The sequence below is a fragment of the Agrobacterium sp. 22-214-1 genome, from assembly GCF_053522465.1.
Genome location: NZ_JBNWCK010000001.1, coordinates 605,002 through 621,022, shown reverse-complemented (window position 1 = coordinate 621,022; position 16,021 = coordinate 605,002). Strand labels below are relative to the sequence as shown.

The following is a 16,021-nucleotide window of genomic DNA, read 5'->3' as shown; positions in this document are numbered from 1 at the left end:
GTACAATATGAGCGGCGAGTCCAACAGGAGATATTGCATGTTTGTCAGGACGCTTGGTTTCGTTGCCGCAACAGGGCTTATGACCGGCCTGTCGAACGCTGCCAATGCCTTGCCGGTCACCGTTCCCGATCTCGTCGCCCACCGCGCCGTCTACGATCTCGAACTCAAGGATGCGTCCGATCGATCCGGCATCGAGGGCATGACGGGTCGCATGGTCTATGAGTTCACCGGCTCGGCCTGTCAGGGCTACAAGACGGATTTCCGTTTCGTGACGCAGATCAACACCGGCGATGCCGTGCGCATGACCGACCAGCAGACCACGACCTTCGAGGATCTGACGGCCAAGAAATTCACCTTCGAGACTAAGTCCTACACCGACGACAAGCTGGACAAGGAAGTGCAGGGCGCTGCGACCGACGGCACCGATGGCGTAAAGGTCGATCTGACCCGCCCGGATGCCCGCCAGGTCAGTCTCGTCGCCAGCGAATTCCCGACGCAGCATATGTTTCAGGTCATCGAACATGCCAAACAGGGAAAGCGCATCTTCGAATCCCGGATATTCGACGGTTCGGACGATGGCGATGAAAGCCTGATCACCTCCACGCTCGTCGGCAAGTCGCAGATGCCGAAGGATGGCGATGCCGACGCCGGCAAGGCGGGTGAATTCGCCAAGGCGGCATTCTGGCCGGTAACGATCGCCTATTACAACGACAAGACCGGCACCGACGCTTTGCCGATCTACCGCATGTCGTTCAAGCTTTACGAAAACGGAATCACCCGCGACCTGACGATGGATTACGGCGATTTCGTTCTGACGGGAAAGCTTGCGAAGCTCGATATTCTCAAGCCCGAAACCTGCGAAAACAAGCCTGTCCGCTGAAACGCGGCTGTTTCTGCGGTTTTTTCGCATAAATGCTTGCATTTTCATGCGGGCGACTGTATGCGGCTCACCATTCCACACGCGAAGCTTGGGATGTTCCGGGAGAAATCCGGTCCGTTCCGCCCGGTGGTATCGATGAAAATCGGTGCTGTTCGCTTCGCGGGGGTTAAACCGGAAAAGGAGTAACAAGGCATGGCATTGCCCGATTTTTCTATGCGCCAGCTTCTGGAAGCTGGTGTTCACTTCGGCCACCAGACGCACCGCTGGAACCCGAAGATGAAGCCGTACATCTTCGGCGACCGTAACAACATCCACATCATCGATCTGGCTCAGACCGTTCCGATGCTGTCGCGCGCCCTTCAGGTCGTGTCCGACACCGTTGCCCGTGGCGGCCGCGTTCTGTTCGTTGGCACCAAGCGCCAGGCGTCCGAAATCATCGCCGACAGCGCAAAGCGTTCGGCCCAGTACTACGTCAACTCCCGCTGGCTCGGCGGCATGATGACCAACTGGAAGACCATCTCCAACTCGATCCAGCGCCTGCGCAAGGTCGACGAGATCCTGAACTCGGAAGCTTCGGGCTACTCCAAGAAGGAACGCCTGAACCTCGAGCGCGAACGCGAAAAGCTTGAAAAGGCTCTCGGCGGTATCCGCGATATGGGCGGCGTTCCGGACCTGATGTTCATCATCGACACCAACAAGGAAAAGATCGCGATCGAAGAAGCCAAGCGTCTTGGCATCCCGGTCGTTGCGATCATCGACAGCAACTGCGATCCGGACCACATCGACTACCCGATCCCGGGTAACGACGATGCTTCGCGCGCCATCTCGCTTTACTGCGACCTGATCGCCCGCGCTGCCATCGACGGTATTGCCCGTCAGCAGGGCGCTTCCGGCCGCGACATCGGCGCTTCGGAAGAAGCTCCGATCGAGCCCGCTCTCGAAGACGAGGCTGGCGCCTGATATAGGCCCTGTCTGGCGGCGATCTCGGTCGCCGTCTCCTCGACCAGGATATGACAAGGCCGTCAAAGACCTTCAATGGGTTGACGGCCTTGTTCGTTTCAAGCGCTCCGCCAAGTTTTTTATGAAATCGCTGGCGTCCGATGCGGTTGAAACGGAAGGCAGTCTTCATAACGCTGTCATACTTCAGCGGCACCCATCATCTCGATGCATGGAGACGCCGCAGCACTTGGGAATGCGCATGCCCCTTTCCTGAAATCCTCTCCGGTTTCAAAGGGTGTGCGGCCGGGTACAGTCATCACCCAGAACTTCGGCACGGCAAATTCCGCCGGCTGACCGATCGAACCGATAAGAGGCAAACAATGACCGAAATCACAGCCGCAATGGTGAAGGAACTGCGCGAAAAGTCTGGCGCAGGCATGATGGACTGCAAGAAGGCTCTCGCTGAGACCAATGGCGACATGGAAGCGGCGATCGACTGGCTGCGCGCCAAGGGCATCGCAAAGGCCGACAAGAAGTCCGGCCGCACGGCTGCCGAAGGTTTGGTCGGCGTTGCCACCATGGGTCACAAGGCTGTCGTCGTTGAGCTGAACTCCGAAACCGACTTCGTTGCCCGTAACGATGCGTTCCAGGACCTCATCCGCGGTATCGCCCAGGTTGCCCTCACCACCAACGGCACCGTTGACGCTGTTTCCGCTGCTACCTATCCGGCAACCGGCAAGTCCGTTGCCGACAGCATCAAGGACGCGATTGCCACCATCGGTGAGAACATGACGCTCCGCCGCTCGGCAGCGCTCGAAGTTCCGCACGGCGTTGTTGCGACCTACATCCACAACGCTGCCGGCGACGGCATCGGCAAGCTCGGCGTTCTCGTTGCCCTGAAGTCGGAAGGTGACAAGGCCGTTCTGAACTCCATCGGCCGCCAGGTTGCCATGCATATCGCTGCGACCAACCCGCTCGCCATCCGCGCTGAAGAAGTCGACGCCGCCGTTGCCGAGCGCGAGCGCAACGTCTTCATCGAACAGGCCCGCGAATCCGGCAAGCCGGAAGCCATCATCGAAAAGATGGTCGATGGCCGTATGCGCAAGTTCTTCGAAGAAGTCGCCCTTCTGTCGCAGGCTTTCGTCATCAACCCGGACCTGACCGTCGGCGCTGCCGTCAAGGAAGCCGAAAAGGAAGCCGGCGCTTCCATCGAAGTGACGGGCATGGTTCGCCTGCTGCTCGGCGATGGCGTCGAGAAGGAAGAAAGCGATTTCGCAGCCGAAGTCGCAGCCGTCGCCAAGGGCTGATTATATTTACCCAATCTTGGGAAAACGGGAGGGCATCGCGTGACAACGCGGTGCCCTTCGTGTATCCGCGTTTCGGTTACATTTCCGAGGAGTCATGATGTCTTCCAAGCCGATCTACAAACGCGTTCTTCTCAAGGCTTCCGGCGAAGCCCTCATGGGCGATCAGGGTTTCGGTATCGATGTGGCGGTGGCTGACCGCATCGCTTCCGATATCGCCGAAGCGAGGGCGATGGGCGTCGAAGTCGGTGTTGTCGTCGGCGGCGGCAATATTTTCCGCGGCGTTGCCGTGGCCTCCAAGGGCGGCGACCGCGTGACCGGCGACCATATGGGCATGCTGGCGACCGTCATCAACGCGCTGGCGCTCGCAACCTCGCTGCGCAAGCTCAACATCGATACCGTCGTTCTCTCCGCAATCGCCATGCCTGAAATCTGTGAGAGCTTCTCGCAGCGTGCGGCGCTCCATCATCTCGCGCAGGGGCGTGTGGTGATTTTCGCTGGCGGTACGGGCAACCCATTCTTCACCACTGATTCTGCCGCGGCCTTGCGCGCTGCGGAAATGGGCGCAGAAGCGATCTTCAAGGGCACGCAGGTGGACGGCATCTATTCCGCCGACCCGAAGAAGGACCCGACGGCGACCCGTTTCGACGAATTGACCCACAGCGAAGTGCTCGGCAAGGGACTGGCGGTCATGGATATCGCCGCCGTTGCGCTTGCCCGCGAAAACCACATTCCGATCATTGTTTTCTCGATCCACGAGAAGGGCGGTTTTGCGCAGATATTGACCGGCGGCGGCCGCAAGACCATCGTGCACGACAAATAATCAAAACGATGCCGCCTCAAGGGGCGATTACGGCCGGCTTGGCCGACAAGATGGAGTATCAAGATGAGTGGTGTTGACCTCAACGATATCAAGCGCCGTATGGACGGCGCCATCAATGCATTCAAGAGCGATATCGCATCGCTGCGCACCGGCCGCGCTTCGGCCAATATTCTCGATCCGGTCACCATCGAGGCTTATGGCTCGCGCGTACCGCTGAACCAGGTTGCGAATATCACCGTTCCGGAGCCGCGCATGCTCGGCGTCAACATCTGGGACAAGTCGATGGTCAACGCCGTCGACCGTGCGATCCGCGAATCCAATCTCGGCCTCAACCCCATCGTCGACGGCCAGAACCTGCGTATTCCGCTGCCTGAACTGAACGAAGAGCGCCGCAAATCGCTCGTCAAGGTCGCCCATGATTATGCCGAAAAGTCCAAGGTGGCGATTCGCCATGTGCGCCGCGATGGCATGGATGGTCTGAAAAAAGCCGAAAAGGACGGTGACATCGGTCAGGACGAAAGCCGTGGACAGTCGGAAAAGGTTCAGAAAATGACCGATGACACGATTTCGGAAATTGACCGCTTGCTTGCCGAGAAGGAAAAGGAAATCATGCAGGTCTGATATCGTTCGCGATAGACCTGTATTTTATTCGTTTTAATTCCGCGCTGCCCTGTTACTGGATCGATATGCCGACGACGACACGTTCCTCCATACCCGAGCACGTCGCCATCATCATGGATGGCAATGGACGCTGGGCAAAGCAGCGCGGTCTTCCGCGCGTGATGGGGCATCGCCGCGGTGTGGAGGCCGTGCGCGAGACCGTGCGCGCGGCCGGCGATTGCGGAATACGCTATCTCACGCTGTTTGCCTTCTCGTCGGAAAACTGGCGCAGACCCGAATCCGAGGTGAGCGATCTGATGGGGCTTTTGAAAGCCTTCATCCGGCGTGATCTTGCGGAACTGCACCGCGAAAATGTCCGTGTGCGGATCATCGGCGACCGGCAGGGGCTGAAGCACGACATCCGTTCTCTCCTCGAAGAGGCGGAACAGATGACAGCGGACAATACCAAGCTGACGCTGGTGATCGCCTTCAATTATGGAAGCCGCGACGAGATCGCGCGTGCGACGGCGGCGATTGCGCGCGATGTCGCCGAAGGCAGGATTAATGCCGAATCCATTACGCCAGAGATGATTTCGGCCAGACTCGACACGTCGGGTATGCCCGATCCGGATCTCATCATCCGCACCAGCGGCGAAGAGCGCCTGTCGAACTTCCTGCTCTGGCAGGCCGCTTATTCCGAGTTCCTGTTCGTTCCCGAATATTGGCCGGACTTCGACCGCCAGCGATTCTTCTCCGCAATCGAGCAATATGCAACGCGTGACCGCCGCTTCGGTGCACTCACCGAGCAGGTTGCCGTGGCAGGCGCCTGATGAGCCGTGAACTCAGACTGCGGATCGTGTCCGCAATCGTCATGGCGGCGGTCATTCTGGCCGCGACCTGGTATGGCGGCATTCTGTTCCGCATCGTCGCGGGCCTTCTGGCGATCCTCATCTATTATGAATGGTCGACGATTACCCGGCTGTCTGAGACCAATTCGACCGGCAATGCCTGGGGCTGGTTCGCGGTCGCCGTCATCGCCGGCAATACGATATTCGGCGAATCCTCGCTCGATCTGCCGCTCTTATCCGGCTTCACGCTGACGGCGGCGCTGTTTCCAATTTTGCGCGGCAAAAACTGGTGGCTGGTAGGCGGCATTTTTTATGCGGGCCTGAGCGGCATATCGCTGGCAGCCATCCGTGGTGACGAGCTGACCGGATTCGTGTCCATCCTGTTTATCTTCGCCGTTGTCTGGTCGACGGATATTCTCGCCTATTTCGTCGGACGCGCCATTGGCGGGCCGAAGCTTGCGCCTTCGATCTCGCCCGGCAAGACCTGGTCCGGCGCGATCGGCGGGGCGGTGGCGGCCGTGATCGGCGGCGGTGCGGTGTCCATGGCCTATCACGGCAGGATCAGCGTGCTGGTGCTTGGGCTCGCCCTTATCCTCTCGGTGTTCAGCCAGATCGGCGATCTCTTCGAATCCTTCGTGAAACGGCGTTTCCAGGTCAAGGATTCCAGTCATCTCATTCCGGGCCATGGCGGCTTCATGGACCGTGTCGACGGTCTTGTTTTCGCCTGCTTTACGGTATTCCTCATTGCTTTCGTGCATGCGGCGGCAACCGGCGACGTGCCCGGATCGGGCGGCGGTCTGTTGCCGGGTTTCTGAGCGGCGCGAAAGGTCACGACACAAAGGGCAGATTGTCATGAACACAGTAATGGCGGCGACCGGCTTTCTGACCGGCTATATCGTGCCTTTCATCCTGGTGCTGTCGCTGCTCGTTTTTGTCCATGAAATGGGCCATTATCTGGTCGGTCGCTGGTGCGGCATCCGTTCCACGGCATTCTCCATCGGCTTCGGCCCGGAGCTGATTGGTTTCACCGACAAACGCGGCACGCGATGGAAGATTTCGGCGATCCCGCTCGGTGGTTACGTCAAGTTCTTCGGCGATGAGGATGCGGCGAGCAAGCCGGATAGTTCCGGCCTGTCGCATATGTCGCTGGAGGAGAGGGCGCAGACGCTTTCCGGCGCAAAGCTGTGGAAAAGGGCGGCCACGGTTGCCGCAGGCCCGATCGCCAATTTCATTCTCGCCATTCTCATCTTCGCGCTGCTCTTCGGCATTTACGGCCGGATGATTGCCGATCCGGTCGTGGCGGAAGTCCGTGAAAACAGCGCGGCGGCTGCCGCGGGCGTGCAGCCTGGCGACCGGCTCATCGCGATCGATGGCGAAAAAGTGATGACCTTCGAGGATGTCCGCCGTTACGTCGGCATCCGGCCGGGCACGCCGATCACGGTGACGGTCGAAAGGGCGGGCGAGGAGCTGAAACTGCCGATGGTCCCGACCCGCACCGAAACCACAGACCAGTTCGGCAACAAGCTGGAAATGGGCATTATCGGCATCGTCACCGACCAGACCAGCGGCAATTTCCGCCATATCGAATATTCGACGTCCGAGGCGCTGGTCGAAGGCGTGCGTGAAACGGGCCACGTCATTACCGGCACATTCAACTATATCGGCAATCTCGTGACAGGGCGCATGAATGCCGATCAGCTTGGCGGCCCGGTGCGTGTGGCGCAGGCCTCCGGCCAGATGGCGACGCTCGGCATTTCCGCCGTTATCCAGCTTGCGGCCGTTCTTTCCGTCTCCATCGGTCTTTTGAACCTGATGCCTGTGCCGGTTCTGGACGGCGGGCATCTGGTGTTCTACGCCATCGAGGCCATTCGCGGCAGGCCGCTTGGCGCGGGCGCGCAGGAAGTCGCGTTCCGTATCGGGATGATGATGATTTTGGGTCTTATGGTTTTTGCAACATGGAATGATATCAGCAGCTTGATCGGCTGAGGATTGTGTTTTAACGGTTTTGTTAGTTATTTGTTTACCTTGTTTTTATGCCGAAGTGGCGAATGAGCCACTCTGGAGCACGAAGTAAACAGAATTTAACGTTCGCGCTTGCTTGTAGGGGAAAAGCAGGTAAAACGACGCACATGGCCGGAGTCGGGTTCCGCCCGCTGAGGGACAACGTAAAAAGGTAAGAATTGAAATGAAGGCTGGTTCAAGATTTTTGAACGCTGTGTCGGCGGTTGCTCTGTCTGCCGGTGTTGCTTCGGTTGCGGGCCTTGGCGTGCTTGCCTCTGCTGGCGCTGCAAATGCGGCCGTCATCAGCAGGATCGATGTTCGCGGGGCCGACCGGTCCGGTGCGGACTCCGTGCGTTCCAACATCACCATTGCGCCGGGTAAGAACTTTTCCAATTCGGACATCGATGAATCGGTGAAGCGTCTTTACGCCACCGGTTACTTCTCGAATGTTTCCATGCGTGTTTCCGGCAGCACGCTGGTCGTGACCGTCAATGAGAACCAGCTCGTCAACCAGGTGGTCTTCAACGGTAACCGCAAGATCAAGGACGACAAGCTCGCCGGCGTTGTGCAGACCCAGTCCCTCGGCCCGTTCAATCAGGCCATCGTGACGGCGGATATTGCCCGCATCAAGGAAGCCTACGCCGCCATCGGCCGTAGCGACGTCGAAGTCACCACGCAGACCGTTTCCGTCGGTCAGGGCCGTGTGAACATTGCTTTCGTCATCAATGAAGGCGAGCGCACGAAGATCGGCCGCATCGATTTCGTTGGCAACAATGCCTATAGCGATGGTCGTCTGGCCGCCGTCATCAATACCAAGAAGTCCAACATGCTGTCGTTCCTGACGCGTAAGGACGTCTATAACGAGGACAAGCTGCGCGCCGACGAAGAGGCGCTGCGCCAGTTCTACTACAACCGCGGTTACGCCGACTTCCGGGTCGTCTCCTCCGAGGCTGTGCTGGACGAGTCCAAGAACGAATACACGATCTCCATCACGGTCGATGAAGGTCAGCGTTACAACTTCGGCAACGTCGCGGTCGAATCGACCGTTCCGGGCGTCGACGGTTCGGAGCTTCAGGGCCTCGTGGAAACCCACCAGGGCGGAAGCTACAGCGCCAAGGAAGTTCAGCAGAGCATGGAAGCGATTTCCAAGCGCGTGGCCGGCGAAGGTTATCCCTTTGCCCGCGTAACGCCGCGCGGCGACCGTGACATGGCTGGCAACACCATCGGTGTGACCTATATTGTCGACCAGGGCGAGCGCGCCTATGTCGAGCGCATCGAAATCCGCGGCAACACCCGTACGCGTGACTACGTCATTCGTCGCGAGTTCGATATTTCCGAAGGCGATGCGTTCAATCAGACGGTCATCACGGCAGCAAAGCGCCGTCTCGAAGCGCTCGGCTATTTCTCGAAGGTCAATATTTCGACCGCCGGCGGCAGTGCTCCTGACCGCGTCGTCATCGTTGTCGACGTAGAAGATCAGTCGACGGGTTCGTTCGGTATCGGCGCCGGCTACTCGCAGAACGACGGTGTGCTGCTCGAAGCATCCATCGAAGAGAAGAACTTCCTCGGTCGCGGCCAGTACATCCGTCTCGCCGCCGGTGCGGGTGAAGACGATGCGCGCAGCTATACGCTGTCCTTCACGGAACCCTATTTCCTCGGCTACCGTCTTGCCGCAGGTTTCGACCTGTTCAAGAGCCAGAGCCGCAGCGAAGACTATTATGATTACGACGAGCAGGGCTTCTCGCTGCGCGTGACCGCGCCGATCACCGAAGACCTCTCGACGACGTTCAAGTACACCTACAAGCAGATCAATTATGACGGTGAGGGCGACTGGGAAACCGGCAGCAACCTTGCCGAGCCCTACAAGGACCTGATCCGTGGCGGTGATTGGACACAGTCCATCATTTCGAACACGCTGAACTACAATACGCTCGACGACCGCAACATGCCGCGCGAAGGCTGGCAGGCTGCTCTGACGAACGAATTTGCAGGTCTCGGCGGCGATTCCGAATATTACAAGATTTACGCCAAGGCTCGCTTCTTCTACACGCTGTCTGACGAGTACGATGTCATTGGTTCGATCACGGGTCAGGCGGGCCACGTCATGCCGACGGGTGACAACCTGCTGGTATTCGATCAGTTCAAGTTTGGCGGTCGTCAGGTTCGCGGATTCAAGAATGATGGTATCGGTCCGCGCATCGGTTCCGACTCCATCGGCGGCACGACCTATTTCGCCGCTTCTGCTGAAGTCACGGCTCCGATGCCTGGCGTTCCGGAAGATTTCGGCCTGCGTCTCGCTGGCTTTGTGGATGCCGGCACGCTCTATGGCAACAAGGTTGCCAACAGCGCCGGTGTGAAGGACGACAACTCCATCCGTGCATCCGCCGGTGTCGGTGTGATGTGGGCGTCGCCCTTCGGTCCGATCCGCGTCGACTACGCCGTGCCGATTGCCAAGGAAGACTACGACGAGGAACAGCGTTTCCGGTTTGGCATGTCCAACACTTTCTGATATCGGCAGTCCAGAACTGCAACTTTGAACGTTCTGGAGTTTCCGGCTGATGGAATACAACGCCTTTTTTCCGCCCCACGAGGGACTGCGATTGAAAGATATCGCGGACCGTTTTGGGGCGGAACTGTCTGATGACGCGGCGGGAGAGCGGATCATTCGGTCCGTTGCGCCGGTCTACCGGGCAAAACCCGATCAGCTCTGCTATATTCTTTCGCGCAAGAACCGCGATGAGCTGCAGACCTGCGACGCTGGCGCCGTCATTTGTGACGCCGCCCTTGTAGACATGCTTCCGTCTCACACCCCTGCGCTGATATCGAAAAACCCGCACACGCTTTTTGCGCAGGTGGGTGCCTTGCTGCATCCCTCCGCCATGCGTCCGGGTCCGATCGCGCGGATGGAAGCTGAAATTTCCCATGCTGCGCATGTCGATCCATCCGCAAAGCTGGAGGCGGGCGTCATCGTCGAGTCTCTCGCCGTGATTGGAGCTGGCGCTCATATCGGCGCGGGCACGCGCATCGGTCCCGGCGTCATCATAGGGCAGGATGTGCAGATCGGGCGCGATTGCACCATTGCCGGCGGCGCAAGCATTCTTGCGGCCCTCATCGGTAATAATGTGATTATCCATAACGGTGCGCGCATCGGTCAGGACGGTTTCGGTTATGCTCCCGGTCCGCGCGGCATGTTGAAGATCGTGCAGATCGGCCGGGTCATCATTCAGGACAATGTCGAGATTGGCGCGAACACCACGATCGATCGCGGCACCATGGATGACACGGTCATCGGCGAAGGCACCAAGATCGACAATCAGGTCCAGATCGGCCACAACGTGCGCATCGGCCGCCATTGCGGCATCGTCAGCAAGGTCGGCATTGCGGGCAGCACCCGCATCGGCGACGGTGTGATGATTGGCGGCGCGGCCGGCATCAATGGCCATATCAACATTGGCGACGGCGTACAGATCGCGGCGATGAGCGGCGTTGTGGCGGACGTTCCGGCAGGCGCCCGTTATGGCGGCACGCCCGCGCGTCCAATGAAATATTTCCTGCGCGACATGGCCGAAATTCTGGCGCGCGCTGAAGGGCGTGATAAAAAAACAGGAGAGAAAAACAATGACTGAAGAAACGAAGACGGCGCTGGGCGCGGCTGACATTCTGGAAGTCATGAAGCTTCTGCCGCATCGTTACCCATTCCTGCTGATCGACAAGATCATCGAGATCGACGGTAACAACTCGGCGATTGGCATCAAGAACGTGACGGTCAATGAACCGCATTTCACCGGTCACTTCCCGGACCGGCCGATCATGCCGGGCGTTCTGATCGTCGAAGCCATGGCCCAGACGGCGGGTGCGATCTGCGCTCGCAGCCAGGGTGAGGGCGGTCATCTGGTCTACTTCATGACAATCGACAATGCGCGGTTTCGCAAGCCCGTGATCCCCGGCGATCGTCTGGAAATCCATGTCGCCAAGCAGCGCCAGCGCGGCAATGTCTTCAAATTCCATTGCGAAGCGAAGGTGGACGGCGCGCTGGTGGCGGAGGCCGATGTCGGCGCCATGATGATCCCCGAGGATCAGCAATGAGCACGATTGCCGCCTCGGCCAGAATTCACCCGAGCGCCGTGATCGAAGACGGTGCGGTGATCGGTGAAAACGTCATCATCGGTGCGCTGAGCTATGTCGGCGCGAAAGTCACGCTGCATGACGGTGTCCAGCTGCACAATCACGCCGTTGTTTCCGGCCTGACCGTGATCGGCCGTGGTTCGGTCGTCCATCCCATGGCGGTCATCGGCGGCACGCCGCAGGCAATTCGCCACGACGGTTCGGAAACGACCCTCGAGATCGGTGAGCGCTGCATCATGCGTGAAGGCGTGACGATGAACGCCGGCAGTTCCGATGGCAGCAGCAAGACCGTTATCGGTGACGATAATCTCTTCCTCGCCAATTCGCATGTGGCGCATGATTGCCGCCTCGGCAGCCACATCGTCCTGTCCAACAATGTGATGCTCGCGGGCCATGTCACCATTGAGGATCGCGCTATTCTCGGCGGTGGCTGCGCCGTGCACCAGTTCACCCGCATTGGCCGCCAGGCCTTCATCGGCGGACTTTCGGCGGTCAATTACGATGTCATTCCCTATGGCATGCTGAATGGCAATCCCGGCATCCTCGGCGGCCTGAACGTCGTCGGCATGACCCGTGCCGGCATCGAGCGTGCCGATATCCACAAGGTCAGGCGCGTCTACAAGGCGATTTTCGAGGCTGATGGCACGATCCGCGGCAATGCGGCGGCCATCGACCGTAACGACTATCTGGATTGCCCGCAGGCGCTTGAAGTCATCGATTTCATCGGTGCGGACAGCGACCGCGCGATCTCTTCGCCCAACCGGGGCAAGTGAGCCGTGACAGGCGGCGGGCGTCTCGCCATTGTGGCCGGCAGCGGCCAGCTGCCGCTTTATGTGGCGGCCGCCGCCCGTGAGATGGGCGAGAACCCTTTCATCGTGCGGTTGCGCGATGATTCCCGTTTCGACTGGAGCGGTTTCGACAATGCCGTCATCAGTGTCGGCGATGTCGCCGGGCTTGGCCGTCTGCTGCGCGAAAACCGGGTAGACCGTGTCGTGCTGTCCGGTGGTGTGGCGCGGCGGCCGGAGTGGCGCGAGATCCGCCCCACAGTCGGCATCCTGCTCAAACTGCCGTCCATTGTGAGGACGCTGCTGTCGAGCGGCGATGACGCCGTTCTGCAGATGGTCATCAAAATCATCGGCACGCTCGGCGCAAAAGTCATCGGCGCTCACGAGATCGCGCCCGGCCTGCTGGCCGCGATAGGTCCTTTCGGTGCGCAAAAACCTGCCGAGGATGATCTGCGCGATATACGCAAGGCGGCTGAGGCCGCGCTTGCACTCGGCAAGCTCGATGTGGGGCAGGGCGCGGTCGCCGTCGGCGGCCGCATCGTCGCGCTGGAAGGCGTTGAGGGCACGGATGCCATGCTGGCGCGCGTTGCGGCATTGCGCGCGGAAGGACGGATATCCCCGCGCCGCAGGGGGGTGCTCGTAAAGCTGTGCAAGCCGCAGCAGGATGTGCGCGCCGACCTGCCGACAATCGGTGTGGAAACGGTGGAGAATGCGCGAAGGGCCGGGCTGGCGGGCATCGCCGTCGAAGCCGGGCGGGCGCTGGTGCTCGATCGCGAGGCGATGTTGAAAGCGGCCGATGAGGCGGGCATATTCGTCTGCGGCATCGATACGTCACTTGGCGGAGACATGATCGGATGACGGCGGCATTAAAAGTGGCGGTCATAGCCGGGGAAGTATCCGGCGATCTTTTAGGCGCGGATCTGATCCGCTCGCTCAAGGCCCAATATACGGGACCTGTAGAACTGGTGGGTGTCGGAGGCGAAGCGCTGGAAGCGCAGGGACTGGTTTCCCTGTTCGACTATTCCGAACTCTCCATCATGGGCTTCACGCAGGTTCTGAAAAAACTGCCGAAGCTCATTGCGCGGATCGACCAGACCGCTCAGGCAATCGCCGCCGCAAAGCCCGATATTCTGCTGATTATCGACAGCCCGGATTTCACCCATCGCGTTGCGAAAAAAGTCCGCAAACAATTGCCGCATCTGCCGGTCGTCAATTACGTCTGCCCCAGCGTCTGGGCCTGGAAGGAATATCGCGCCACCGCGATGCTCTCCTATGTCGATCACGTGCTGGCTCTGCTGCCCTTCGAGCCGGAAGCCATGCGCCGTCTCGGCGGTCCGCCGACAACTTTTGTCGGTCATCGCCTCAGCGTCGATCCCGATGTGCTGGCAGTGCGCCAGAAGCGGGCGGAACGTTCTCTGCCGGCGAATGGCGAACCGAAGACCATTCTCCTCCTGCCAGGGTCGCGTTCCACTGAAACGACGCGGCTGATGGAGCCTTTTCAGGCGGCGGCGAAAGCTTTTGTCGAGCGCAACGGTCCGACGCGGTTTCTGTTGCCCACCGTGCCGCGTCAGGAAAAACGCATCCGCGAACTGGCGGCCTCATGGCCGGAGGATATCAGGCCCGAAATCGGTATCGATTCCGCTTTCAAATGGAACGCGTTTGCTGAAGCCGATGCGGCGATTGCCGCTTCCGGCACGGTCATTCTGGAACTCGCGCTAGCGGGCGTACCGACGATCTCGGTCTACAAGACGGACTGGATTTTCACCATGCTGAGCAAGCGGGTGAAGACCTGGACAGGGGCTCTGCCGAACCTGATTGCCGATTACGCCGTCGTGCCGGAATATTTCAACGAGGTGGTAAGGGCAGGTTCGATGCTGCGCTGGGCAGAGCGTCTGTCTTCCGACACCACTGAACGGCAGGCGATGCTCGAAGGTTATGCACTCGTGCAGCAGCGTTTGCATACGGATGTGCCTCCGGGCGAAACCGGTGCCCGCATTCTTCTGGATGTCCTGAAGAGCAAAGCTCGTCCCTCACAATAATCAAATAAGCACTCACTCCCACGGGCTGCCGTCCTGCTGTCGATGCAGGCAGGCGAGGGCGCGATTTTACTGCATTTGATCGTTAGTGCAGCAAACGGCTGACCATCGGATGGCTCCCGGCCCATAAATTTCCGTCTGGCACACCTCTTGCTTTCAATCTTGTATGCAAGATAGCCATACATCAGAAAGCGCCCAGAGCGCGGTAGAAGACGCCATCATCTCCGGCATTCTTTCCGCGCGCATCCGTCCGGGCACCCGCCTCAGCGAGAACCAGCTCGCCAGCCTTTTCAGCGTGTCGCGCACGCGCATTCGCGAAGCGATGATGCGGCTGGAGACGCGCGGCATCGTCACCGTCAGCCCGCGCCGGGGCTGGTTCGTGGTGGAGCCTTCCGCCGAAGAATCCATCAAGGTCTATGAGGCGCGGCGCATTATCGAATATGGGCTCTTGCGCAATCTTTCCGGCATCAGCGCCGAAGGCATCGCCATCCTCGCCGATCATCTCGATGAGGAGAAGGCGGCGATTGCCAAAGGCGACCGCCAGCGCCTGACCTGCCTGATGGGCGACTTCCACATTCGCATCGCGGAAATCGCCGGCAACGACATCATCGTCGAAACGCTGCGCGACCTGACGGCGAGAACCATCCTCATCTCCATGCTCTATCAGTCCGATTTCCATGCACAGCAGTCGCATGACGGACATTGCCGTATCTTCGAAGCGATCAAGGCTGCCGATTTTCATGGCGCCGCAGAACTCGCCATCCGCCATCTCGACGAAGTCGAAACCGGTCTCGATCTCACCCGCAGGCCGGACCCGCTCTACGAGCTTCGCAATTCCCTTTCACTTCAGCCTCTTTCCTCAAGCCCCAAGGAGTAATTCTCAATGATTTCCAGACGTTCATTGCTTGCCATTGCCGCGATTTCCGCAACGCTCGGCTTTTCGCCCGCAGCCTTTGCTGATGCGCTCGGTGATATCACCTCCCGCGGCACGATCCGCGTTGCCGTCCCGCAGGATTTCCCGCCCTTCGGCAGCGTCGGCACGGATATGGCGCCGCAGGGCTACGATATCGACGTCGCCAATCTGATCGGCGATAAGCTGGGCGTGAAGGTTGAACTCGTGCCGGTCACCAGCGCCAACCGCGTTCCCTATCTGCAGACCAACAAGGTCGATCTCGTCATTTCGAGCCTCGGCAAGAACCCGGACCGTGAAAAGGTCATCGACTTCTCCACCGCCTATGCGCCTTTCTTCAACGGCGTGTTCGCTCCGGCTTCGGTTGCCGTCACCAAGGCGGAAGATTTGTCCGGCAAGACCATCGGTGTCACCCGTGGCGCTGTCGAGGATCTGGAGCTGACGAAGGTGGCGCCTGCCGATACGACCATCAAGCGCTACGAGGATAATAACGGCACGATCTCCGCCTTCCTCGCCGGCCAGGTGGAAGCCGTGGCCACGGGCAACGTGGTAGCCGCCGCCATTCTCGCCAAGAACCCGCCAAAGCGCCCCGAGCTGAAGTTCCTGATCAAGAATTCGCCCTGCTATATCGGCCTGAACAAGGAACAGCCGGCGTTGCTTGAAAAGGTCAACGCCATCATCGCCACCGCAAAGACCGATGGTTCCTTGAACACGATCGCGCAGAAATGGCTGAAAACCGACCTGCCCAAGGATCTCTGAGCAACCCGGAA

General features: G+C 59.6%; 16 protein-coding genes. All 16 read left to right on the top strand.

What is annotated here, in order from left to right; translation table 11 throughout:
• Window positions 1-37 precede the first annotated feature (37 nt).
• The 16 genes from ACQZ5G_RS03160 (at window position 38) to ACQZ5G_RS03085 (ending at window position 16,010) form a co-directional block, all read left to right on the top strand.
• Window positions 38-880, top strand: a complete 843-nt coding sequence (locus ACQZ5G_RS03160; RefSeq protein ID WP_003521409.1) for a cell envelope integrity EipB family protein — start codon at window positions 38-40, stop codon at window positions 878-880.
• Window positions 881-1,072: 192 nt separating this feature from the next.
• The gene (rpsB, locus tag ACQZ5G_RS03155; RefSeq protein WP_003496241.1) at window positions 1,073-1,840 is read left to right on the top strand and encodes a 30S ribosomal protein S2; all 768 of its coding nucleotides are present in this window, start codon (window positions 1,073-1,075) and stop codon (window positions 1,838-1,840) included.
• Window positions 1,841-2,199: 359 nt separating this feature from the next.
• A complete protein-coding gene (gene tsf / locus ACQZ5G_RS03150; protein ID WP_003521408.1) occupies window positions 2,200-3,126 on the top strand; it encodes a translation elongation factor Ts in 927 nt (308 codons plus the stop codon).
• Between the two features lie 97 nt (window positions 3,127-3,223).
• Window positions 3,224-3,946: a UMP kinase gene (gene pyrH, locus ACQZ5G_RS03145; RefSeq protein WP_065116199.1), complete on the top strand. Its 723-nt coding sequence runs from the start codon at window positions 3,224-3,226 to the stop codon at window positions 3,944-3,946.
• Between the two features lie 63 nt (window positions 3,947-4,009).
• Window positions 4,010-4,567 (top strand): ribosome recycling factor, encoded by a 558-nt coding sequence (gene frr / locus ACQZ5G_RS03140; RefSeq protein ID WP_003521407.1) that lies wholly within the window; start codon window positions 4,010-4,012, stop codon window positions 4,565-4,567.
• Window positions 4,568-4,632: 65 nt separating this feature from the next.
• Window positions 4,633-5,376 carry an isoprenyl transferase gene (locus ACQZ5G_RS03135; protein ID WP_059752791.1) on the top strand — a complete coding sequence of 248 codons (744 nt, stop codon included), beginning with the start codon at window positions 4,633-4,635 and terminating at the stop codon, window positions 5,374-5,376.
• A complete protein-coding gene (locus ACQZ5G_RS03130; protein ID WP_448736960.1) occupies window positions 5,376-6,209 on the top strand; it encodes a phosphatidate cytidylyltransferase in 834 nt (277 codons plus the stop codon). The genes ACQZ5G_RS03135 and ACQZ5G_RS03130 overlap by 1 nt, the downstream gene beginning before the upstream one ends.
• Before the next feature lie 49 nt (window positions 6,210-6,258).
• Entirely contained in the window at window positions 6,259-7,380 is a 1,122-nt protein-coding gene (gene rseP / locus ACQZ5G_RS03125) for an RIP metalloprotease RseP (protein ID WP_448737073.1), read from the top strand.
• A 199-nt stretch (window positions 7,381-7,579) separates the two neighbouring features.
• Complete coding sequence (gene bamA, locus ACQZ5G_RS03120) at window positions 7,580-9,904, top strand: outer membrane protein assembly factor BamA (RefSeq protein WP_003521403.1); 2,325 nt, start codon at window positions 7,580-7,582, stop codon at window positions 9,902-9,904.
• 49 nt (window positions 9,905-9,953) lie between these two features.
• Window positions 9,954-11,021 carry a UDP-3-O-(3-hydroxymyristoyl)glucosamine N-acyltransferase gene (lpxD, locus tag ACQZ5G_RS03115; RefSeq protein WP_448736959.1) on the top strand — a complete coding sequence of 356 codons (1,068 nt, stop codon included), beginning with the start codon at window positions 9,954-9,956 and terminating at the stop codon, window positions 11,019-11,021.
• Complete coding sequence (gene fabZ, locus ACQZ5G_RS03110) at window positions 11,014-11,481, top strand: 3-hydroxyacyl-ACP dehydratase FabZ (RefSeq protein WP_448736958.1); 468 nt, start codon at window positions 11,014-11,016, stop codon at window positions 11,479-11,481. Before lpxD ends, fabZ begins: the two co-directional genes overlap by 8 nt.
• Window positions 11,478-12,293: an acyl-ACP--UDP-N-acetylglucosamine O-acyltransferase gene (gene lpxA, locus ACQZ5G_RS03105; RefSeq protein ID WP_448736957.1), complete on the top strand. Its 816-nt coding sequence runs from the start codon at window positions 11,478-11,480 to the stop codon at window positions 12,291-12,293. The genes fabZ and lpxA overlap by 4 nt, the downstream gene beginning before the upstream one ends.
• Before the next feature lie 3 nt (window positions 12,294-12,296).
• Window positions 12,297-13,163 carry an LpxI family protein gene (locus ACQZ5G_RS03100; RefSeq protein WP_448736956.1) on the top strand — a complete coding sequence of 289 codons (867 nt, stop codon included), beginning with the start codon at window positions 12,297-12,299 and terminating at the stop codon, window positions 13,161-13,163.
• Window positions 13,160-14,344 (top strand): lipid-A-disaccharide synthase, encoded by a 1,185-nt coding sequence (lpxB, locus tag ACQZ5G_RS03095; RefSeq protein WP_448736955.1) that lies wholly within the window; start codon window positions 13,160-13,162, stop codon window positions 14,342-14,344. Before ACQZ5G_RS03100 ends, lpxB begins: the two co-directional genes overlap by 4 nt.
• Window positions 14,345-14,507: 163 nt before the next feature.
• Window positions 14,508-15,218 (top strand): GntR family transcriptional regulator, encoded by a 711-nt coding sequence (locus ACQZ5G_RS03090; protein WP_003521395.1) that lies wholly within the window; start codon window positions 14,508-14,510, stop codon window positions 15,216-15,218.
• Between the two features lie 6 nt (window positions 15,219-15,224).
• A complete protein-coding gene (locus ACQZ5G_RS03085) occupies window positions 15,225-16,010 on the top strand; it encodes a transporter substrate-binding domain-containing protein (RefSeq protein WP_003521393.1) in 786 nt (261 codons plus the stop codon).
• The last annotated feature ends 11 nt before the right edge of the window (window positions 16,011-16,021 follow it).